Here is a 19,842-nt window from a genome sequence, read left to right on the forward strand (position 1 = left end):
TAAGCATGGAAGTCTTCAAAGGAGAAACTTTAGGACTTTATGTTAAATAATTAACTATAAAATTTCAGCGGAAAATACCAGATTTACCATTCGGTAACAAAAGAATGCCTTTCAGTAATAATTTTTTTACAGAAGGGCATTTCTCATCCTATTTTTGACCCAGAAAACAATAAAAATGAAAACACAAGGACAAAACTTACTCTTTCTGATTCTCCTTCTTACTTCCATGATGGGATATTCTCAGGTAAAGATATCAGGAAAAGTATCTTTTAAAAACAAAGGTGTTGGTGATGTAAATGTCACATTAAAAGATACCTACGATGGAGCAACTACAGATGCTCAGGGTAATTTCTCTTTTGAAACCTCCGAAAAAGGAGCTCATATTGTAACATTTACCCATCCCAAATATGAAGAAGTTAGAAAAGATATTACTATTGATAATCAGGATATAACAGTCAGTACAGATCTAAAGGAACAGATCAGTGAAATTGATGCCGTGGTTGTTTCTGCGGGCTCTATTGAAGCGAGTGACAAGAAAAGAGCAACCACTTTACTGACACCCATAGACATTTATACTACCGCAGGAGCAGACGGGCAGATTTCTTCAGCATTAACTTATCTTCCAGGAGTACAGAAAGTCGGCGGTACAGAAGGGTTGTTCATCCGTGGTGGAACAGGAACAGAATCCAAAATTTTCATGGATGGAAGTCTTATCAATAATTATTTCTCTAATTCTGTACCGGGAATTGCAGGAAGAGATCAGTTCAATACTTCACTTTTTAAAGGGAATATTTTTTCAAGCGGAGGATATTCTGCGTTGTATGGACAGGCACTTTCAGGGGCATTAATGTTGGAAAGTGTTGATCTTCCTGATGAAACGTCTTATAACGTTGGGGTTTCTCCTATTTTTGTGAATGCCGGGTTTCAAAAACTCGGAAATAATAAAAACTATTCTTTTGGGGCAACAGCCGGATACTCACTTCTGAGCCTTATGCAGAAAGTTCTCAATTTTAATACCAACTTTATTGATGCTCCGCAAGGCTTCAACAGTGATTTTAATTTCAGATTTAAAACAAAATCCGGTGGATTTTTCAAATATTACGGAATGTACAACTCCAATAAGATGGGGGTAAAATCAGAAAGTTTGGAGCCTGGATATGATTTCAGCCTGGTAAGATTGAATGGAAAAAGTATGTATCATAATCTTTCTTTCAGACAAAAATTTGGAAAGTATCTTCTGAATGTGGGTGGTTCTTATTCATACAACAAATCAGATCTTAACTTTTCTACAGAAACTTTCGATACTGAATCCAATACAACCAGATTGCTTACAGACGGAAATTATTTGAATTTTAAAGCTGTATTGGAAAGAAAAATTAATAAAATAAGTGCGGTAAGAGGAGGCCTTGAACTAAATAATACCGACGAAAATCTGAATTTTGAAGCCGTACAGAAACATTATAAAGATTTAATTTCTTCAGCTTTTGTAGAAACGGATCTTGGTTTCAGTAATGCCCTGTCTGCGAAAATTGGAGTAAGAGCAGAACACTCCACGTTTTTAGATAAGAATAATATAGCCCCGCGTTTTGCATTGGCATACCGACTTGCCAAAGATTGGACAACGTCTCTGGCGTATGGTATTTTTTATCAGAATCCTGAGAGCAAATACATCAACGGACCGGCCAATCTGGATTTTCAGAAATCACAACACTATATTTTTCAGGTTCAAAGAGCTTCAGAAGGACGGACTTTACGTTTTGAGGCCTTTTATAAAAAATATGACCAACTGATTAAAACATTCACGATTACGCCGGAAAAAGAGCAAAATCAGCAGATTCAAACGGCTTTGAACAATAACGGATATGGCTATGCAAAAGGAGTAGAGTTCTTCTGGCGAGATAACAAGAAAACCTTTGAAAATATTGATTACTGGATCAGCTATTCGTTCCTGGATTCTAAAAGAGATTTTCTTAACTATCCTGTGAGCATGCAACCAAGTTTTGCCGCAGAACATACATTGTCTGCTGTTGCCAAAAGATTTATTCCGGAATGGAAGCTGGGAGTGAATTTATCTTACACGTATGCTAAAGGACGTCCTTACTATGATATTGCTTCAACGTTTGACAATGGAAAAGCGGTTAATTTTACCCGTAACGAAGGAAGATTGAAAGATTATAATTCTTTGAACTTCAGTGTCAATTATCTGCCAAATCTGGGTAAAAAAAATTCCAAAGTTTTTCCGGTACTGGTCTTGAGTATCAGCAATATTTTAGGATCAAAGAATGTATACGGATATAATTTCTCTGCAGATGGGTCAAGAAGTTCTGCTGTCGTTCCACCGGTTAATACTTTTGTCTTCGTTGGTGCATTTATCAGTTTTGGAGTAGATAGAACGGATGATGCCATCAATAATAATTTATAAAAACATAATTTAGAACTAACAAAACAACTAACTTTTAAAATTTGATATCATGAAAAAATACCTTTTAAGCTTTGCTTTAGCTTTTATGAGTTTAACTGCTTTTGCACAGGCAGATTACGAAAAAATTATGACTGAAAAAATCGCAAAGATAGAAACCTGTAAAACACCCGAGGATTTTCAGACATTAGCCAACGATTTTCAGAGAATAGGAAGTAAGGAGAGCAGTCAATGGCTTCCACAGTATTATGCTGCCTTTTCCCAAATTCAAAAAGGAAGGCTGATGATGAGAAACGGAAATACTCAGGATCTTGACGGAGTGGCAGCGCAGGCTGAAAAATATCTGGGAATGGCTCAGAATCTTGTTGGAGCAGATAATTCCGAAGTACATTTATTGAGAAAGATGGCATATTCGCTGAGAATGATGGTTAATCCACAACAGCGTTTTATGACAGACGGAGCAAGAGCTATTGAAGAACTTAATGCAGCCGATAAGCTTGATCCTGCAAACCCAAGAGTTGCCCTTATCAGAGCAGAAGATACTTATTTTACTCCGGAACAGTTTGGAGGGAGCAAAACAAAGGGAATAGAACAGTTTAAAGCTGCGTTGGCTAAATTTAATGCATTTAAGCCAAAAACAGCGCTGGATCCGAACTGGGGAAAAGCGGAAGCAGAATATTTTATCAATCTTCCGGTAGAAAAGTAACTATAATCTAAAACCTTCATATTGTGAAGGTTTTTTTATACAATTCGGTCATTAAAATTAGCCTTTCGGTAAGAAATACTTTTTTGATACCTTTAATAAAAACTAATTTTGAGCTAAGAAAACGAATCATGAAGCGTAAATACACTATAATACTTCTCTGGACATCATTAGGAACAACATTGTTCTTCTTTTTGTTCTTTAATGAGCGAAAAGATCTTTATACCTTTATGATGACTTTGCTGCTCTCAACCATGTATTCCTTTGTATTGGGATTTGGAAACGGGTTTATTAATGAATACCTTAATAAAAAATTTCCGTGGTCTGAAGCTACCAGAACGAGAGCGATTCTGAGTATTATTTCTATCATTATCGGCAATTTTATCCTCGTGTATTTTTGCAATTTTATGAATTATGTAGTGATTCAGAAGACGGCAACTATTGAAGTGTTCTTTTCCAACAAATACGGGCTTACCAATTGGTTTATGATTAATATAGCGCTTCTTATAACGACCTTTCTTCATGCAAAAGGCTTTATGGAAGAACTTAAAAAGAATTCCAGAAAAGAAGTGGTGGAGCAGAAGCTTATTGCGAAATCTGCCAACGCTCAGTTTGAAAGTTTAAAAAACCAATTAGATCCTCATTTCCTTTTCAATTCATTAAATGTTTTAAGCTCACTGATTGATGAAAATCCGCGACAGGCACAAAAGTTTACCGCTTCAATGTCAAAGATTTACCGCTATGTACTTGAACAAAAAGATAAAGAACTGGTAACCGTAGAAGATGAGATGGAGTTTGCCAAAACATATTGCGATCTTTTAAAAACAAGATTTGAAGATAGTGTAGATTTTACCTTTGAAGTACATAAAGACGATTACCGGAGATATGTTGTCCCTCTGTCTTTGCAGCTTCTTTTGGAAAACTGTATTAAACATAATTTTGCTACTTCATCGAAACCTTTGGTGATAAGAATTTTTTCAGATGGAGATACCCTTTGTATTGAGAATAACCTGCAGGTAAGAGAACAGATTAAAGAAAGCTCAGGAATAGGTCTTGCCAATATTGTTCAGCGCTATTCTTTGTTGACGAAAAGAAATGTTTTCATTGAAAAGTCTGAGGATTATTTTAAAGTAAAACTTCCAATGCTTTCCGCTAAGCCACAAGTTTCCAGTGCGCAGCCTGATGATGATTCTGAGGCTTATCAAAAAGCGAGAAAGAGAATGAAGGAAATTAAAAGTTTCTATTCCAACCTGATTTCTTATTGCATTATTATACCTTTTTTGATTTTCATTAACCTTTATACCTCCAGAGGCTATCATTGGTTTTGGTATCCGGCATTAGGTTGGGGAGTAGGTTTGGCTTTCAGGGCTTTCAAAATATTTGGAATAGGAGAATCCTGGCAGGAAAAGAAGATCAGAGAAATTATGAACCAGCAAAATAATAAAAACAATGAAAAACTTTGACGAAAATGATATTCAGTATCAGACCGCTAAAAAGCAGGTTGAACAGTTGAGAGGTTTCTATACCCATTTATTCATTTACCTGGGTGTAAATCTTATTATTGTCTATTACAACTATACGAACCTTGAACCCGGTGAAAGCTATTTTCAGTTTAAAAATTTCTTTACCGCTACATTTTGGGGGATTGGTATTCTGGCTCACGCAGCCTCAGTTTTTTTACCCAGAACCCGGCTTATAAAAAAATGGGAAGAGAAGAAGATAAAAGAGTTGATGGATCAACAAAAAAAGTATTAATGTATTTTATATAAAGATCACACTAAAATATTACCGATGAATACTTTAAATATATTATTTACCATTTCTATGGCTGCCTGGTTTATCAGTGAGTTTTTTTATAAGAATAAGCTGAAATCCAGTAAAGATGATAAAAAAGATAAAGATAAATCTACGCTTAACATTCTGTGGCTTGCCATTCCTTTTTCTATAGGAACAGCGGTAATTTGTTCTTATATAACGCATTTTCCAATAGTGAAAGAAAACTGGATGATGTATCTGGGAGAGTTGTTTATTATACTTGGAATTGTGGTCAGGTATATTATTATCAGATCATTAGGAAAATTTTTTACGGTAGATGTTACCATAAAAGAAGATCATGCCATAAAAAGAGAAGGGTTTTATAAATATATGAGACATCCTTCTTATGCATTTTCTCTGTTGACTTCATTAGGGCTTGGTTTATATCTCAATAATTGGTGGTCTCTTATTCTAGCTTTTGTACCTCCATTTCTGGCTTTTGCCTACCGAATTAAAGTAGAAGAAAAAGCGTTGGTAGAACAGTTTGGAGATGAATATCTCGAATACAGAAAAAACACGAAAAAACTGATACCATTTATTTACTAGACAGGTATTTATAGCAGCTTCATTTGAATGTGCTGATCATGAAAATTCCTTTATTGTAACCCCCAAAACAATCTGCATCTTTATACTTCTTCTTACTGCATATTTCCATTAATCAAAGGTTTTTACCATTCGGTGAGCATATTCTACCATTCGGTCATATAAAATTGATTGGAGGCTCTTTTCCATCCTATCTTTGACTCAACAAAAACAACAGTTAACCTTTAAAACAAAACATTATGGAAATTTTATCACAAAACAAAGAGACGATGGCTTACAGAAAAGCATCAAGAAGAGTAAAAGAATTAAAAGAATTTTACGGAAACCTTACTTCTTATTGTCTTGTTATTCCTTTTCTCGCGGTTCTTAATTTTATGACTTCTCCAGAATATTTATGGTTTTTATGGCCAATGCTGGGCTGGGGAATAGGTATCGGATTTCATGCTTTAAATGTATTTGGGCTAGGAAAAAGCTGGGAAGAAAAAAAGATTAGAGAATTAATGGATCAGGAAAACAGAAAAACAAAAACACTGTAATTCTTACTACTTTTTAACAACAATTTAAAAACTCATACTATCATGGATTATCATACTGCATACTCAAGAACAAATAAACTTAGAAGATTTTATAGAAGCGTTTTTCTATTCGTAATATTTGCTGCCATTATCCTTCCTGACAATATTTTTGGAGAAAGAATCTTTCATATCAGATTATTCGATGCCTACACCATTCTGGCAATTTGGGGATTGATCATCACTGTGAAAGCAATTAAACTTTTTATTTTTGATTCCGAATGGGAAAATGATATGATTGAAAGAGAAATGAAGAAAGAGAAAAAGCCTATAGATTACTAAAATCTGAGTGCTTTTATTTACCTTTATTTCCTAAAATCTGAAAACCAAAACTAAAACTCAATGATCAAAACTGTCATTATCGAAGATGAAAAACCTGCTTCAAGGAAACTGGAAAGAATGCTAAGTGAATTTCCTGAAATTGAAATAGTTACCAAAATAGAATCTGTAGAAGAAGGGGTTGCCTGGTTTTCTGAAAACGAACACCCACAGCTCATCTTTTCAGACATTGTTCTGGGAGACGGTCTTTCTTTCGACATCTTTGAGAAAGTACCCACAAAAGGCTTTATCATTTATACGACAGCATTTGATCAGTATACACTTAAAGCTTTTAAGCTAAACAGTATCGATTATTTGTTAAAGCCTATTCTTGATGAAGATCTTGCCGGAGCGGTAGAAAAGTTCAAATCATTTATTCCTGCCAACGATACGGTGAACTCTCAGGATATCAAGCAGCTTATAAAAAAAGAAAAATCAACCCTTTCCAGAGTTTTGGTGAAGATAGGATATAATCTGAAAATTGTTCAGACGCAGGAAATCAGCTGTTTTTTCAGCGAAAACAAAATTGTTTATCTTCAGACAGAAGACCGTACTTACCCTTCAGATTTCACCTTAGATGAGCTGGAAGATGTATTGGATGACAAAAAGTTTTTCAGGGTCAACAGACAGTTTATTATCAGTTCAGATTATATCAAAAATATTCACACATCCCCTTACTATAAGGTTGATCTTGAATATCAGCCACAAGAAGAAATTACAGTAAGCAGAGACCGTGTAAAAGATTTCAAAGACTGGCTGGTGAGTTAATCAATAGCCGTATAAGAAATACTTTACGATAAAACGAGGTGAAAATGTATGCCTTTGGTTTTCCTGGTTGCTTTATTTTCTGTTTAAAATTGTCAATTTTTCAACTAAAAACATAACCATGGACCTCATATTCTTCATTTTTAAGCTAATTCTTGCTCTTTTTTACTCCTGAAAAGAAAAATCATTTATTGAGTATAGAAATCACTGGCAGATTTTACAAACTGCTGAAATGATTCCGTAACTTCCTTTTTATTCTTGTGAGTCAAAGGAAAAGGAACCATATGGGAATATTCGTAAGGAAAGTCTTTTATTTCTATTTCTACATCAATATCACGATAGCCGCCCGTTAAGGTATTCAAAGCTTCTATAGGAGGAGCTACAGTGTCTTTTTCCAGTACATATGCCTTTATTTGAGACTGTATTTCCCGCATTCTGTCTTCTCGTTCCTTCTGAAAATAATTATAACGGAGCATTTTCTTGAACCAGCTTTCATGAGGATGCTGATCATCATTCTGATAATGTTTTAATCGGGAGTCGGTTGCAAAATCAGAACTCAGCAGTTCGGTGAAAACAGACTGCATTGTAACCGTAGCCTGAGTATCCATAATATATTTCGAAATAGGGAACATTCTGTCGATCGTCATTCCGCCACAAAAGCACAGAACCTTTGAGTGGGTGAAATACTGATGAGGATCTGCCATTTTGATGATCATCGAAAGAAATGAGCCTATAGAATACCCAAACAAATCCAGATTGGCATCCTTTGAAATACTGGTAAGCTTTCCGTTTTTAATATCTTTTACCACCTCAATAATGTCGGAATAAGTCTGCAGCCCTGACCAGAAAATTCTCTGTGGGTGAGCTTCCAGACGGGAGCTGATGGCTGCATTTACATAAGAATAATTGGTGTTTTCAGGATGTCTTTTCTTTCGAGAATGAACCACTTCCATCATGTGATGGCGGTCACTCCAAACAGGATCTGCGCGGTCCATATGAAAGGCGATTGGAAACAGAATAACGGCCTTTTGTGTTCTCTGAGCCAGTTCATAAGCCCAGGGAAGATATTTGTCCCATTTCTTTTCGTTCAGTCCATGAAAGAATAGGATGCATCCTTTCGCGGTTTCTATATCTGCTCTTTTGAGAATATGGTATTCGAATCTCCTATTGCATTCAATATCAAAATCTTTCGTGTCTACAGAAGGGTGATTGTAAAAAAGATAGCCTTTTTCATTGAGGTGAAGAGGCTGCTGATGTTGTATACAATCCAGGTTTTCAGAACCATGTAGAAGATTGCATACTTGAGACTCAAAAGGGAAAGATTCTATGGTGAGATTCAGCGCCTCAATTTCCACAACGCCTTCTCTGGAATCAAAATGATCTTTCAAAACTTCATATAATTCATAATATTCCATAGCATGACGGTTGAGTGTTATACTTTATGAACCATGAAGTTATATAATTATTGCGGTAATGTGCTGATTTATACTATTTAAATGTATTCTCAGCATAAGAGAATCAAATCGTTGGAAACTTTCTCTTGAGATTCATTATTCTCAACCGAACTTTGTGGGGTTTGATTGTTTTATATGCTTATTTTATTATTTTATAACTATTTGTAATCAATTCGATTAGATTCAGTGTCTTCAAGCTGTTTTAATATGGACTGTGGGATTTCATCGCTATCAACAGGAAAGCTTATAGAGTCTGAAATGAACGTTCTTCGGTCTGCTTTCTGAAAGATTTCAAACAATGCGATTGGTTCCTGATTGAAACTGATGCAGGTGCTGATAAAATGCAGTTCAAGGATTTTATAATCCGGATTTTTAAGCTTTTCCTTAATGTCTTTTATTCTCGAAATAAAATGTCTCTGTCGGATAAAAGTATTGCTGTTCATGATGATAAATACATAATCTGAATAAGCCGTTACCTTCCCGAAATACTTGTGATGATCGCCACCGCTTCTTTCAATAAAATATTCACCAGTTGTTTCAGACTTATAAATTTCCATCGCAGAGCGCCATATGCGGTCTTCTTTTGCCTGCAAAGGATTGTCTGGTAGATTTCTGTTATATGAATACCAACAGCCTACTAAACGGTCTAAAAGAGTAGTGTTCATGGTAACATTATCCATTTCAATCTTCAGATCATTAAAATTGAAAGATTCCGTATTCGAATTAATAAAATCAATGTAGCTGAAATATCCCAATACTCTGACAATCAGACTTAATTTTGCCAGATTGGGCCTGCTGAGAATGGCATTTTCATTTTGATTGAATTTCTTTAATTTGTTGATAATCAAATGTTCGTATAAATAATTGGTTCCCAGTAAATCGGGCTCTTTTTTGATCTCTTTCTCAACATGATCATTAGAAATCAGATCATTAAGTTCAGCACAGATGTATGACCATTCGGTTTTCGTAACATCTTCCCAATGATTTTTCTTCAAAAACTGCCTGCTTAGGAAGTTCATTAGCTTTTCGAGATGAAGAATGTCTTCTTTTTTCATTGTTTTCGTTTTATAAGACTAATTTAAGATTTTTATCAATCCAAAAAAGACTAATGAAAGACTTTTATATTTTATAATGAAGAGATATTTGAGTAGAAAAATAAAATAAAAAACTAATGAAAACAAAGCTGATATTACAAGACGAATCTCTTTGGAAAAGAATCCAGGGATTTTCCCTAGACGCTTCTGATGCTGATTTTCCTTTCTCCAAAAAGCTGGCAAAAGAAGAGAAATGGAGCCTTGATTTTGCTCAAAGAGCAATAGAGGAGTATAAAAAGTTTGTCTATCTCTGCTGTATTCTTCCTTACGGGGCATCTCCCAGCGAAACTGTAGATAAAGTCTGGCATATGCACCTCATTTATACTCAGAATTATTGGGAAGAGTTCTGTCCGAAGATTTTAAAACGAAATCTTCATCATCATCCTTCAAAAGGTGGAAATAATGAAAATATCAAACATAAGGTTTGGTTTTCAGAAACGTTGAAACACTATCATGAAATTTTTAAGAAAGAAGCTCCTGAGGAGATTTGGTCAATTCACAAAAAGACGAAGAGTCGTGAAAACCTGTGGAAGAAACTCCGATTGATTTCTCTGTTTGTGTCACTTCTGATGCTGTCATCCTGCCTTGGAGAGATAATAAGCTCTTTTACTGCGATATTCTTATCCATTGTGGGAATCTTAGGTTTTGGACTGATGGTGTCTGTTTTACAAGGTAATGATGGGCCGAATAAAAAAGACGATGGATCAAGTTGTGGAGGAAGCAGCTGCAGCGGTGGAAGTAGTTGTGGTGGTGGATGTGGCGGAGGGTGTGGTGGATGCGGAGGGTGTGGTGGTTAAAAAAATTAGAAACTATGAAAAAGATAATCATTCATTCAGTTCCGGTTGTGATAAGCTTTATATTACTTGTGGAAGTATTTCAGACCTTTAATCCGATTATTCTTAAAGGACCAGACTTTCTGAAGTTTTATCTCATCCTCATTCTCGGTTTTTACGCTTCGGTTTTTGTTTTAAAATCTTTGAAAGAAATCGTTTCGGGAATCACTCATTCTTTTGCAGGTCTTATTTTCTTATTGGGAATAATCAAGCTCGTCAGAGGAGTTATGTTAGAAAAACCTATTGGGTTTTTAGTTATAATTTTAATAATAGAAATTATTGTCACAGTGTTTTTTATATTGAGTCATGTCAATAAAGAGATGAAGCAATAAATAACAGTAAAAAACAAACCCGAAACAAAATGTTCCGGGCTTTATGATGAGTAATTGACATTAGATGTCTTTCTTTTTTTCTTTGACGGTTTGATAGCCGTATTTGCGAACCATAACGGAAGTAAGAACTACCAAAATAAGACTGATCGCTATGTTTGATTTTTCCGGATGTACAATTACCTGATAAAAATTATAGCCGAAAATAGCAGATACCAATGCAATCAGAATATTGTTTGCATAAGCATACTGGTTTTTTGTAGATGTTTTCATAGTAGTATTTTTTATTGTTATTTACTCAGTAAGTATGATAACATTAAAAACGTTACAGAAAAATTTTAAAAATTTATTCTTCTTTAAAAAATAATCCCAATATCCTTTATAATCTGTTTTTCAGAAACTTATAGCCATTTTCCAAATCGCGAAATTCTTACGAGATTACCCCGCTTCCGATAAGTTCTTCATCCAGATACCATGATGCAAACTGACCTTCTGCTATAGCAGACTGTGGTTCCTTAAATTCAATGTAAAAAGCATCTTCAAACTGATAAAGAGTTGCTTTCTGCAAAGGCTGTCTGTATCGGAATATGGCCATTACCTCCATAGATTCTCCATTTTGGAGTCTAAGATCTTCACGCACCCAATGCAATTCTGAATTGTCAATTCTGAGTGCTTTTTTGAATAATCCTGGGAAATGATTTCCTTCTCCTACGAAAAGAATATTGTTTTCCATATCTCTGGATACGATAAAACAGCTTTCTTTATGTCCGCCAATTCCAAGTCCTTTACTTTGTCCGATCGTGAAAAATTGAGCTCCCTGGTGTTTCCCAATTACTTTTCCATCGGCTTTTTTATAATTGATTTTTCTTGATAGAAATTCAAGTTCTTCTTGTTTTGATGAAAATTCAGGTTTTTCAACTGAAAATAAAGGAGAATCTTTAAAAATTTCTACGATTTCACCTTCATTAGGTTTCAGCTGCTGTTGTAAAAACTGAGGAAGGCTTACTTTTCCAATAAAGCATAATCCCTGAGAGTCTTTTTTATCAGCCGTTACCAGGCCGATTTCCTTTGCAATTTCTCTTACCTGAGGCTTTGTAAGCTCTCCAATAGGAAATAATGCTTTTGATAGCTGATCCTGGCTCAACTGACAAAGAAAATAAGACTGATCTTTATTGTTGTCTTTTCCTGCTAAAAGATGGAAGATTTCTTTTCCATTTTCATCAAAAGTAGAATCTACTCTAGCATAATGTCCTGTTGCTACTTTATCAGCGCCTAAAGACATGGCAGTTTTCATAAAAACGTCGAATTTTACTTCTCTGTTGCAAAGAACATCAGGATTTGGCGTTCTTCCTTTTTGGTATTCGTCGAACATATAATCGACGATTCTTTCCTTGTAAAGCTCGCTCATGTCGATCACCTGAAAAGGGATTCCCAGCTTTTGGGCTACCATTAATGCGTCATTACTGTCTTCGATCCATGGACATTCGTCTTCCAAAGTTACCGAAGCATCATTCCAGTTTCTCATAAACAAAGCCACTACTTCATGGCCTTGTTGTTGTAGCAAATATGCTGTAACACTGGAGTCTACACCTCCGGAGAGGCCTACTACTATTTTCATTGTATTTCAATTTTACGAAACTCTTAACGGGAGTTCTTAGTTTGATGCGGCAAAAATACAATTAAAAAAGTCGTAAAAAAACCATAATTTTAAACATTGATAAAAACGATAGCCGTTATATTCGCCACCAAAAGGCATCAGTAGAGCTTGGTGAATATCTATCATATGATCACAACAAAATATATATTTATGAAAAAAATTATTATTTCTTTAATGCTTATCTCTTCAGGATCAGTATTTTCCCAGGTTTCGGTAGGAACTTCAGCTACTGCACCGGTTATGAACAGATGGACTTTCGGAGGTGGAATCGGTTTGGGGTTTGGAAGTAACAGTTCATTTAACCTGCAGGCTTCCCCAAGGGTAGGATACAGATTGACTGATGATCTTGAAGCAGGAGTTATAGGAAGTGTATCATGGCAAACATCCAATTCTTATAAATCTACAATGTTCGGAGTAGGGCCTTTTGTCAATTACTATATTGCCCGTTCATTTTATGTGGGAGCCAATTATCAGCATTTTTTTATCAATTATAAAGATAAATACTACGATTACAAATACAATACTGAGGAAAACGCCTTATATCTTGGCGGAGGATATATGCAGAGAATCGGAAATAACTCTTTCATGCAGCTGGGCTTGATGTACAATGTACTTTGGAAAGAAAATTCCAGTGTATTTACCAGTGGTCTGATTCCGAATATTGGCTTTGTAGTGGGACTTTAATTTTATCAATAGGAACGGGCTTTAGCCCGTTTACTAAAATATTAAAATTCCATTGGCTTTAGCCAAAACCTATAAAAACAAAAATCCCCGGAAAAGTTTCCGGGGATTTTCTATCGTGTTAAATTATTGATTTAAGATTGAGAAGACTTTTCTGTCGTTTTTTTCGCTTTCTGCGTTTTTCCGATTAATCCGTCTTTGGCATCATTAAGGTCAAGAACAACGGTTTCTCCTTCTGATAATTGTTTGTTCACAAGCATTTCTGCCAGTAAGTCTTCAATATATTTCTGGATTGCTCGTTTCAATGGTCTTGCTCCGAAATCTTTATCCCATCCTTTTTCAGAAATAAAGTCTTTTGCCTCTTCAGTCAATTCAACTTTATATCCTAATTTTTCAAGTCTGCCATAAAGCTTATTCAGTTCAATATCAATGATTTTCTTGATGTCGTCCTGTACAAGAGAGTTGAAGATCACAATGTCGTCAATTCTGTTTAAGAATTCCGGAGCAAATGCTTTTTTAAGAGCATTTTCAATAGTGCTTCTCGCTCTTGAGTCTGAAGTTGTTTTCTTTGCAGAAGTTCCGAATCCTACACCGTCTCCGAAATCTTTAAGATCTCTGGTTCCGATGTTGGAAGTAAGAATGATGATGGTATTTCTAAAATCGATCTTTCTTCCTAAACTGTCTGTAACGTGTCCTTCATCCAAAATCTGTAATAGAATGTTGAATACATCCGGGTGAGCTTTTTCAATCTCATCCAAAAGAACTACGGCATAAGGTTTTCTTCTTACGGCTTCTGTTAACTGACCTCCTTCTTCGTAACCTACATATCCTGGAGGCGCACCTACCAATCTTGATACGGCAAATTTCTCCATGTATTCACTCATGTCAATTCTGATCAGAGACTCATCGGATTCGAATAGTTCTCTTGCCATTACTTTTGCCAACTCGGTCTTACCAACCCCGGTAGTTCCAAGGAAGATAAATGTACCGATCGGGCGGTTAGGATCTTTAAGACCTGCTCTGTTTCTTTGAATCGCTTTAACGACTTTTTTCACAGCATCCTCCTGACCGATTACTTTTCCGTTCAGTTTCTCATCCATTTGGGCAAGTTTGTCAAGCTCGTTCTTACCAACTTTCGTTACCGGAACACCGCTCATCATAGAAACTACTTCCGCAACATTTTCTTCCGTTACGGTTTCTTTTTTCTCTTTTACATCTTTATCCCACTTGTCCTGAGCAGAGTTCAGTTCCATTTGAAGACGTTCTTCTTCGTCTTTAAGCTTTCTTGCTTCAAGGTAATCCTGAGCTTTTACTGCTTTTTGTTTCAGTTCTTTGATATCTTCGATTTTCTTTTCAAAATCAATGATCTCTGTTGGAACCTTCATATTTTTGATATATACTCTTGAACCGGCTTCGTCCATTGCATCAATTGCTTTGTCTGGTAAGAAACGGTCGGTAATATATCTCGAAGTCAAATTGACACACGCTGCAATGGCTTCAGGCGTATAAATTACATTGTGGTGCTCTTCATATTTATCCTTGATCTGGTTAAGGATCTGAATGGTTTCATCTATAGAAGTAGGTTCTACCATTACCTTCTGGAATCTTCTTTCTAAAGCTCCGTCCTTTTCTATATACTGACGGTACTCATCCAGAGTAGTAGCCCCGATGCATTGAATTTCTCCTCTTGCCAAAGCCGGTTTGAACATATTGGAAGCATCTAAACTTCCTGTAGAACTTCCCGCTCCAACAATGGTATGCAACTCATCTATGAATAGGATGACGTCTCTGTTTTTTTCCAGTTCAGTCATGATAGCCTTCATTCTTTCTTCAAACTGACCACGGTATTTTGTTCCGGCAACCAAACTTGCCAAATCTAGCGTGATCACTCTTTTTCCGTAAAGAACTCTTGACACTTTTTTCTGTTGAATTCTTAATGCAAGTCCTTCGGCGATCGCAGATTTACCAACTCCAGGCTCCCCGATAAGAAGTGGGTTGTTTTTCTTTCTACGTGATAAGATTTGAGAAACTCTCTCAATTTCTTTTTCACGCCCGATCACTGGGTCCAATTTTCCATCTCTAGCCAAAGAAGTAAGGTCTCTACCAAAGTTATCCAATGTTGGCGTTTTACTTTTTGCAGAACCAAGATTTCCTGTAGGCTTTCTCATTTGCTCAAATTCTTCTCTTTCATCATCATCATCATAAGCACTCATTTGTGGTGACTGCCCAGAATTTTTAAGCATAGTCTGGTATTCTCTTGAAACTCCTTCGTAGTCGATGTCGTAAGCTCCCAGAATATTTGAAGTAGGGTCCTCATATTTATAAAGAATGCCTAAAAGCAGGTGAACGGTATTAATCTCATTGCTTTTATATTGACGACATTCTAACTCTGCACGTTTAATGGCATGATCTGCCATCTTAGTGAAAGAAATATTGGTAACCTCCTCAGAAATTGGATTTAGACTTGCTGTATTTAAAGTTTCAATTTTTCTCCTGATTTGTGTTAAATCCGCATTGAGGTTCTGAAGGATTTCTTTAGCAGAGTTTTCCGTTTTTATAATACCTAAAAGTAGATGTTCTGTATTAAGAAATTCACTTTTCAGCCTCTTAGCTTCGCTTTTGCTTTGTTTGAACACCTGGCTCAAACCTTGTGAAAACTTATAATCCATAATATATCTCATTAGAACAAAGGCAACATTACCTTTTATTCATTATCTAAATTACAAATATTTTACCAAAAATCAATTAATGACTTTATGGCAGAAAAAATTTTATTATCTTATTGAAAATGACTAAGTTTGTTATTCTTAAAATTTTCTCATGAATTCTGCACTTACCACTTATATCGGTTACTCAGCTTCTCTTTTTATCGTATTGAGTTTCATACTGAAAGATGTAAGAAAAATCAGAGTTGTCAATATGATTGGCTGTATTTGTTTTGTCATTTATGGTATTTTCAATGGATGGCTTTGGCCTGTTATCATCCCGAATGGGCTTATTTGTTTCATCCAGATCTACTATTTAATAACAGACAAGAAAGATTCATGAAGAAAAAAATACTAGTTTCTGCTTTTAGTAATCTGTATACTGACCAAAGAATAGAAAAAGTATGCAAAACCCTTTTTGATAACGGTTATCCTATCAATTTAATAGGAAATGACTGGGGTGGAAGTGAAAAAATGGAACGCCCATATCCCTTTTCAAGAATTGCTTTACGATCTAAAAGTTTAAAAACTGCTTATTTTGAATTCAATTGGAAACTTTACTATGAGCTGAAGAAAAAGGCTGACAAAGAGACCATTCTTTTGGCCAATGATATTGATGCGCTTCTGCCAAATTATCTCATTTCCAAAAAATTGAACATACCGCTGGTCTTCGACAGTCATGAAATCTTTACTGAAATGCCTGCCATCCAAAACCGTCTTTCACAAAAATTCTGGAGATTGGTAGAAGGAAGTCTAGTTCCTAAAGTAGAATTGATGATGACGGAAAGCGAAAGTTATGCAGAATGGTTCTATGAAAAATATAAGGTAAAAGCTGTTGTGGTAAGAAATATTCCAAGGAAGATTCTTTCTGTGCCTGAAATACCAGAGAACAATCCTAAAATAATTCTCTATCAGGGAGCGATCAACCAATCCAGAGGAATTGAAAAGATGATCGTGGCGATGCATCATATAAAGAATGCTGTTCTAAAAATTGCCGGTGATGGGCCAAAGAAGAAAGAATATGAAGAACTGGTAGCCCGTGAAAAGCTTCAGAACAAAGTCTTTTTCCTGGGTAAGCTGAAACCTGAGAATCTTCGGGAAGTTACCAGAACGGCAGATGTAGGATTCAGTCTTGAAGAAAATAACGGAGTAAGCTATTACTATTCTTTACCTAATAAAGTTTGTGATTATATCCAATCCAGAGTACCACTTGTTATGATCAATTTCCCTGAAATGAAAAGGATAAAAAATCAGTTTAATGTGGGAGAGATGGTGACAGATCATAAGCCGGAAACTATTGAAAAAGCAATGGAGTGTGTTCTTGAAAGAGGCCGAGAGTATTACCGTTCCGAACTGGATAAAGCTGCAGAGGTCTTCTGCTGGGAGAATGAAGAGACAAACATCCTAAAACTTTTTGAAAAAGCATCCTGCAAATAATTTTTACAAAATTGGTTATCTTTGCATAAAGAAATTTGATTAAAAATGACCATTAAAGAAAAACAGCAGGAAATAATCGACGAATTTGCATTTCTTGAAGACTGGGAGCAAAAGTATGAGTACATCATTGATCTTGGAAAAGAACTGAAAGGCTTACCGGATGACAGAAAAACAGAGGAGAACCTGATTAAAGGCTGCCAGAGTAAAGTTTGGATCGATGCCGAATTCAAAGATGGGAAACTTTTCTTCAATGCAGATTCTGACGGAATTTTACCAAAAGGGATCGTTTCTCTTTTAGTAAGTATTTATAGTGGACATTCCACTCAGGAGATTCTGGATTCTGATTTTGACTTTATTGCAGAGATCGGATTACAAGAGTTTCTTTCGCCATCAAGAGCAAATGGTTTGATGGCAATGACCAAGCAGATCAAATTTTATGCAGTTGCTTATCAACTGAAATCATAATCGTGACCAGAATTTTAGCATATCGCTTTTCCGCATTTGGGGATGTTGCCATGACGGTACCTGTTTTCAGAGAATTTCTGGAACAGAACCCTGATGTGGAAATTGTTATGGTTTCCAGAAAGAATTTCGAAGCTCTTTTTGCTGGGGTTCCTAATGTCATCTTTAAAGGAATAGATCTGGATGATTATAAAGGCTTTTTTGGATTGAGAAGACTGAGCAATGAGCTGATCCGTGAGTTTAACCCGGACTGTATTGCCAACCTTCACGATGTGATCCGTACGAAGATTCTGGACAAAATATATAGAAGAAAAGGCCTTAAGGTTTTTAAAATAGATAAAGGAAAAGAAGAAAAGGAACACCTTACTGATGTATGGAACCTGGATAAATTTCAGCTAAAGAAAACAGTAGAGCGTTATGCTGATGTTTTCAGAAAAATGGGATTTACCATAGAGCTTTCCCAAAAGCTGAGACCTCTTTCAGATCATAAGTCAGGAATTGGCTTTGCTCCTTTTGCGCAGCATAAAGGAAAAATGCTTCCTTTGGAGAAATCCTTTGAACTGGCTAAAATTCTAGCTCAAAAACATACCGTATACTTCTTTGGAGGCGGTAAAAAAGAAACAGAAACCCTTGAAAAATGGGAGCAGCAAATTCCCAATACCAAAAGCCTGTCCGGGAAATTAAATCTTTCTGAAGAACTCAGTAAAATTGCAGAACTGGAAGTAATGGTCTCTATGGATTCTGCCAATATGCATTTAGCAAGCCTTATGGGGACAAGATGTGTTTCCATTTGGGGAGCAACCCATCCTTATGCCGGATTTTTAGGATTTGGGCAAAGCGAGGAAGATGTGGTTCAGGTAAAAGATCTTAGCTGCAGACCTTGTTCAGTATTTGGAGATAAAGAATGTTATAGAGGAGATTGGGCGTGTCTGGAGGAATTCAATATCCAAGATGTAGTATCCAGAATCTGACCGCATGAAAATCTCAATCTGTATTCCTGTTTATAATTTTGATGTTAGAGAATTGGTTCTTACTTTACAAAAAGAAGTTGAGACCAGTAGAGTAGAGGCTGAGATTATTTTGATTGATGACGCTTCAAAAAGCAGTTTCAAAGAGATTAATAGTGAACTTAAGAATACTGTAAAGGAATTTGTATTTCTTGAAAAAAACATCGGAAGGTCTCAAATCCGTAATCTTTTTTTACATTTTTCTACAGGAGAATATCTTTTGTTTCTGGATTGTGACGGAAAAATCGTAGATCAGGATTTCTTACAGAAGTATATTCATTTTATACAGGAGAATCCCAATACTCAAATTATATACGGTGGAAGAAAGGTTCTTCCTTCTGCTTCCGATGAAAATCATCTCCTAAGATGGAAGTTTGCTGTTGAAAGAGAAAATCTTTCCACATCATTGCGACGGGAAAAACCTTACTTGAGCTTTCAGACCAACAATTTTATTATTAAAAGAGAAATACTGGAAAAGATTATTTTTAATCCTCAGTTTCAAAAGTATGGTTATGAAGACCTTCTTTTCGCTATGGATTTAAAATCTGCAGGAGTGAAAATTGATCATATTGATGATCCTATCCTTAATAATGATCTTGAGGCCAATAATGTTTATCTTGAAAAAGTAGAAGAGTCGGTAGAAAGTCTGGCAGAAATGCTTACCGATAAAATCTTAGATTCAAAACTCTCGGAGGTAAAGCTTGTGAGAATCTATCACAAAGTAGGTGTAGCTCCTTTTAATACCTTTTTAGGGCTTCTTTTTATTATAGCTGAACCTTTCATTAGGAAAAAACTTTTAAAAGGAAATTGCAGCCTTCGTTATCTTGATCTTTATAAGCTTGGGCTCCTAATCAGGAAGATGAAATAATACCATAGAGTTATAAGTTGTGGCAACTTTGAGAAAAATATGGCTCGGTATTGATTGCAAATCAATGCCGAGTTTTTGTTTATGGTAAAAAGAATTACTTCTTTATTATTTTTTAGAAACTACCTTACTATTTTTAAACATAGAATGAGGCGGTTTTAGTACATAAAAAAAATCTCCCTT

At 35.6% G+C, this 19,842-nt stretch carries 21 protein-coding genes; 16 read left to right on the forward strand and 5 right to left on the reverse strand.

Annotation, left to right across the window (positions count from 1 at the left end):
* Positions 1-175: 175 nt before the first annotated feature.
* From ACL9RH_RS21670 to ACL9RH_RS21705, 8 genes are all read left to right on the forward strand, one after another.
* Positions 176-2,422, forward strand: coding sequence for a TonB-dependent receptor (locus ACL9RH_RS21670; protein ID WP_422695417.1), 2,247 nt, complete (start codon positions 176-178; stop codon positions 2,420-2,422).
* Between the two features lie 49 nt (positions 2,423-2,471).
* Positions 2,472-3,125 (forward strand): hypothetical protein, encoded by a 654-nt coding sequence (locus ACL9RH_RS21675; RefSeq protein ID WP_422695418.1) that lies wholly within the window; start codon positions 2,472-2,474, stop codon positions 3,123-3,125.
* Between the two features lie 128 nt (positions 3,126-3,253).
* Positions 3,254-4,585, forward strand: coding sequence for a 2TM domain-containing protein (locus ACL9RH_RS21680; RefSeq protein WP_422695419.1), 1,332 nt, complete (start codon positions 3,254-3,256; stop codon positions 4,583-4,585).
* Positions 4,572-4,877, forward strand: coding sequence for a 2TM domain-containing protein (locus ACL9RH_RS21685; protein WP_422695420.1), 306 nt, complete (start codon positions 4,572-4,574; stop codon positions 4,875-4,877). The genes ACL9RH_RS21680 and ACL9RH_RS21685 overlap by 14 nt, the downstream gene beginning before the upstream one ends.
* Positions 4,878-4,913: 36 nt before the next feature.
* Positions 4,914-5,483, forward strand: a complete 570-nt coding sequence (locus ACL9RH_RS21690; RefSeq protein ID WP_422695421.1) for a methyltransferase family protein — start codon at positions 4,914-4,916, stop codon at positions 5,481-5,483.
* A 236-nt stretch (positions 5,484-5,719) separates the two neighbouring features.
* A complete protein-coding gene (locus tag ACL9RH_RS21695) occupies positions 5,720-6,016 on the forward strand; it encodes a 2TM domain-containing protein (protein ID WP_422695422.1) in 297 nt (98 codons plus the stop codon).
* 42 nt (positions 6,017-6,058) lie between these two features.
* A complete protein-coding gene (locus ACL9RH_RS21700; RefSeq protein WP_422695423.1) occupies positions 6,059-6,334 on the forward strand; it encodes a 2TM domain-containing protein in 276 nt (91 codons plus the stop codon).
* A gap of 60 nt (positions 6,335-6,394) precedes the next feature.
* A complete protein-coding gene (locus ACL9RH_RS21705; protein WP_422695424.1) occupies positions 6,395-7,138 on the forward strand; it encodes a LytR/AlgR family response regulator transcription factor in 744 nt (247 codons plus the stop codon).
* 185 nt (positions 7,139-7,323) lie between these two features.
* Here the strand turns inward: ACL9RH_RS21705 and ACL9RH_RS21710 are convergent, their stop codons facing one another.
* Together ACL9RH_RS21710 and ACL9RH_RS21715 are read right to left on the reverse strand one after the other, a co-directional pair.
* On the reverse strand, positions 7,324-8,550 hold the full coding sequence (locus ACL9RH_RS21710) for a DUF6051 family protein (RefSeq protein ID WP_422695425.1): 1,227 nt from the start codon (positions 8,548-8,550) through the stop codon (positions 7,324-7,326).
* Positions 8,551-8,747: 197 nt separating this feature from the next.
* Positions 8,748-9,644 carry a hypothetical protein gene (locus ACL9RH_RS21715; protein ID WP_422695426.1) on the reverse strand — a complete coding sequence of 299 codons (897 nt, stop codon included), beginning with the start codon at positions 9,642-9,644 and terminating at the stop codon, positions 8,748-8,750.
* A 116-nt stretch (positions 9,645-9,760) separates the two neighbouring features.
* On the opposite strand from ACL9RH_RS21715, the gene ACL9RH_RS21720 reads away from it, so the two are divergent.
* Together ACL9RH_RS21720 and ACL9RH_RS21725 are read left to right on the forward strand one after the other, a co-directional pair.
* Complete coding sequence (locus ACL9RH_RS21720) at positions 9,761-10,480, forward strand: glycine-rich domain-containing protein (protein ID WP_422695427.1); 720 nt, start codon at positions 9,761-9,763, stop codon at positions 10,478-10,480.
* A 14-nt stretch (positions 10,481-10,494) separates the two neighbouring features.
* Positions 10,495-10,848, forward strand: a complete 354-nt coding sequence (locus ACL9RH_RS21725; protein ID WP_422695428.1) for a hypothetical protein — start codon at positions 10,495-10,497, stop codon at positions 10,846-10,848.
* 60 nt (positions 10,849-10,908) lie between these two features.
* On the opposite strand, the gene ACL9RH_RS21730 is transcribed toward ACL9RH_RS21725, so the two are convergent.
* Positions 10,909-11,118 (reverse strand): hypothetical protein, encoded by a 210-nt coding sequence (locus tag ACL9RH_RS21730; protein WP_422695429.1) that lies wholly within the window; start codon positions 11,116-11,118, stop codon positions 10,909-10,911.
* A 157-nt stretch (positions 11,119-11,275) separates the two neighbouring features.
* On the reverse strand, positions 11,276-12,463 hold the full coding sequence (gene mnmA, locus ACL9RH_RS21735) for a tRNA 2-thiouridine(34) synthase MnmA (RefSeq protein WP_422695430.1): 1,188 nt from the start codon (positions 12,461-12,463) through the stop codon (positions 11,276-11,278).
* A gap of 189 nt (positions 12,464-12,652) precedes the next feature.
* Between mnmA and ACL9RH_RS21740 the strand changes: the two genes are divergently transcribed.
* Positions 12,653-13,186 (forward strand): hypothetical protein, encoded by a 534-nt coding sequence (locus ACL9RH_RS21740; protein WP_422695431.1) that lies wholly within the window; start codon positions 12,653-12,655, stop codon positions 13,184-13,186.
* A gap of 131 nt (positions 13,187-13,317) precedes the next feature.
* On the opposite strand, the gene ACL9RH_RS21745 is transcribed toward ACL9RH_RS21740, so the two are convergent.
* Positions 13,318-15,852, reverse strand: coding sequence for an ATP-dependent Clp protease ATP-binding subunit (locus ACL9RH_RS21745; RefSeq protein WP_422695432.1), 2,535 nt, complete (start codon positions 15,850-15,852; stop codon positions 13,318-13,320).
* Positions 15,853-16,003: 151 nt separating this feature from the next.
* Between ACL9RH_RS21745 and ACL9RH_RS21750 the strand changes: the two genes are divergently transcribed.
* From ACL9RH_RS21750 to ACL9RH_RS21770, 5 genes are read left to right on the forward strand one after another with little or no spacing between them, the layout of a single operon-like run.
* A complete protein-coding gene (locus ACL9RH_RS21750; protein ID WP_422695433.1) occupies positions 16,004-16,231 on the forward strand; it encodes a uroporphyrinogen decarboxylase in 228 nt (75 codons plus the stop codon).
* Positions 16,228-17,325 carry a glycosyltransferase gene (locus tag ACL9RH_RS21755; RefSeq protein ID WP_422695434.1) on the forward strand — a complete coding sequence of 366 codons (1,098 nt, stop codon included), beginning with the start codon at positions 16,228-16,230 and terminating at the stop codon, positions 17,323-17,325. Before ACL9RH_RS21750 ends, ACL9RH_RS21755 begins: the two co-directional genes overlap by 4 nt.
* Before the next feature lie 45 nt (positions 17,326-17,370).
* Positions 17,371-17,790 carry a SufE family protein gene (locus tag ACL9RH_RS21760; RefSeq protein ID WP_422695435.1) on the forward strand — a complete coding sequence of 140 codons (420 nt, stop codon included), beginning with the start codon at positions 17,371-17,373 and terminating at the stop codon, positions 17,788-17,790.
* A 2-nt stretch (positions 17,791-17,792) separates the two neighbouring features.
* Positions 17,793-18,758 (forward strand): glycosyltransferase family 9 protein, encoded by a 966-nt coding sequence (locus ACL9RH_RS21765; protein ID WP_422695436.1) that lies wholly within the window; start codon positions 17,793-17,795, stop codon positions 18,756-18,758.
* Positions 18,759-18,762: 4 nt separating this feature from the next.
* Positions 18,763-19,662, forward strand: coding sequence for a glycosyltransferase family 2 protein (locus ACL9RH_RS21770; RefSeq protein ID WP_422695437.1), 900 nt, complete (start codon positions 18,763-18,765; stop codon positions 19,660-19,662).
* Positions 19,663-19,842 lie beyond the last annotated feature (180 nt).

This window comes from Chryseobacterium sp. Mn2064, from assembly GCF_049319685.1.
Classification (GTDB): domain Bacteria; phylum Bacteroidota; class Bacteroidia; order Flavobacteriales; family Weeksellaceae; genus Chryseobacterium.

Excerpts from the sequence above, each read along its gene's own strand:
- ACL9RH_RS21685 (WP_422695420.1), top strand. The coding sequence starts at position 4,572 with ATGAAAAACTTTGACGAAAATGATATTCAGTATCAGACCGCTAAAAAG.
- ACL9RH_RS21750 (WP_422695433.1), top strand. The coding sequence starts at position 16,004 with ATGAATTCTGCACTTACCACTTATATCGGTTACTCAGCTTCTCTTTTT.
- ACL9RH_RS21770 (WP_422695437.1), top strand. The coding sequence starts at position 18,763 with ATGAAAATCTCAATCTGTATTCCTGTTTATAATTTTGATGTTAGAGAA.
- ACL9RH_RS21725 (WP_422695428.1), top strand. The coding sequence starts at position 10,495 with ATGAAAAAGATAATCATTCATTCAGTTCCGGTTGTGATAAGCTTTATA.
- ACL9RH_RS21715 (WP_422695426.1), bottom strand. The coding sequence starts at position 9,644 with ATGAAAAAAGAAGACATTCTTCATCTCGAAAAGCTAATGAACTTCCTA.
- ACL9RH_RS21740 (WP_422695431.1), top strand. The coding sequence starts at position 12,653 with ATGAAAAAAATTATTATTTCTTTAATGCTTATCTCTTCAGGATCAGTA.
- ACL9RH_RS21745 (WP_422695432.1), bottom strand. The coding sequence starts at position 15,852 with ATGGATTATAAGTTTTCACAAGGTTTGAGCCAGGTGTTCAAACAAAGC.
- ACL9RH_RS21730 (WP_422695429.1), bottom strand. The coding sequence starts at position 11,118 with ATGAAAACATCTACAAAAAACCAGTATGCTTATGCAAACAATATTCTG.
- ACL9RH_RS21755 (WP_422695434.1), top strand. The coding sequence starts at position 16,228 with ATGAAGAAAAAAATACTAGTTTCTGCTTTTAGTAATCTGTATACTGAC.
- ACL9RH_RS21710 (WP_422695425.1), bottom strand. The coding sequence starts at position 8,550 with ATGGAATATTATGAATTATATGAAGTTTTGAAAGATCATTTTGATTCC.
- ACL9RH_RS21760 (WP_422695435.1), top strand. The coding sequence starts at position 17,371 with ATGACCATTAAAGAAAAACAGCAGGAAATAATCGACGAATTTGCATTT.
- ACL9RH_RS21695 (WP_422695422.1), top strand. The coding sequence starts at position 5,720 with ATGGAAATTTTATCACAAAACAAAGAGACGATGGCTTACAGAAAAGCA.
- mnmA (WP_422695430.1), bottom strand. The coding sequence starts at position 12,463 with ATGAAAATAGTAGTAGGCCTCTCCGGAGGTGTAGACTCCAGTGTTACA.
- ACL9RH_RS21720 (WP_422695427.1), top strand. The coding sequence starts at position 9,761 with ATGAAAACAAAGCTGATATTACAAGACGAATCTCTTTGGAAAAGAATC.
- ACL9RH_RS21680 (WP_422695419.1), top strand. The coding sequence starts at position 3,254 with ATGAAGCGTAAATACACTATAATACTTCTCTGGACATCATTAGGAACA.
- ACL9RH_RS21690 (WP_422695421.1), top strand. The coding sequence starts at position 4,914 with ATGAATACTTTAAATATATTATTTACCATTTCTATGGCTGCCTGGTTT.
- ACL9RH_RS21700 (WP_422695423.1), top strand. The coding sequence starts at position 6,059 with ATGGATTATCATACTGCATACTCAAGAACAAATAAACTTAGAAGATTT.
- ACL9RH_RS21670 (WP_422695417.1), top strand. The coding sequence starts at position 176 with ATGAAAACACAAGGACAAAACTTACTCTTTCTGATTCTCCTTCTTACT.
- ACL9RH_RS21675 (WP_422695418.1), top strand. The coding sequence starts at position 2,472 with ATGAAAAAATACCTTTTAAGCTTTGCTTTAGCTTTTATGAGTTTAACT.
- ACL9RH_RS21705 (WP_422695424.1), top strand. The coding sequence starts at position 6,395 with ATGATCAAAACTGTCATTATCGAAGATGAAAAACCTGCTTCAAGGAAA.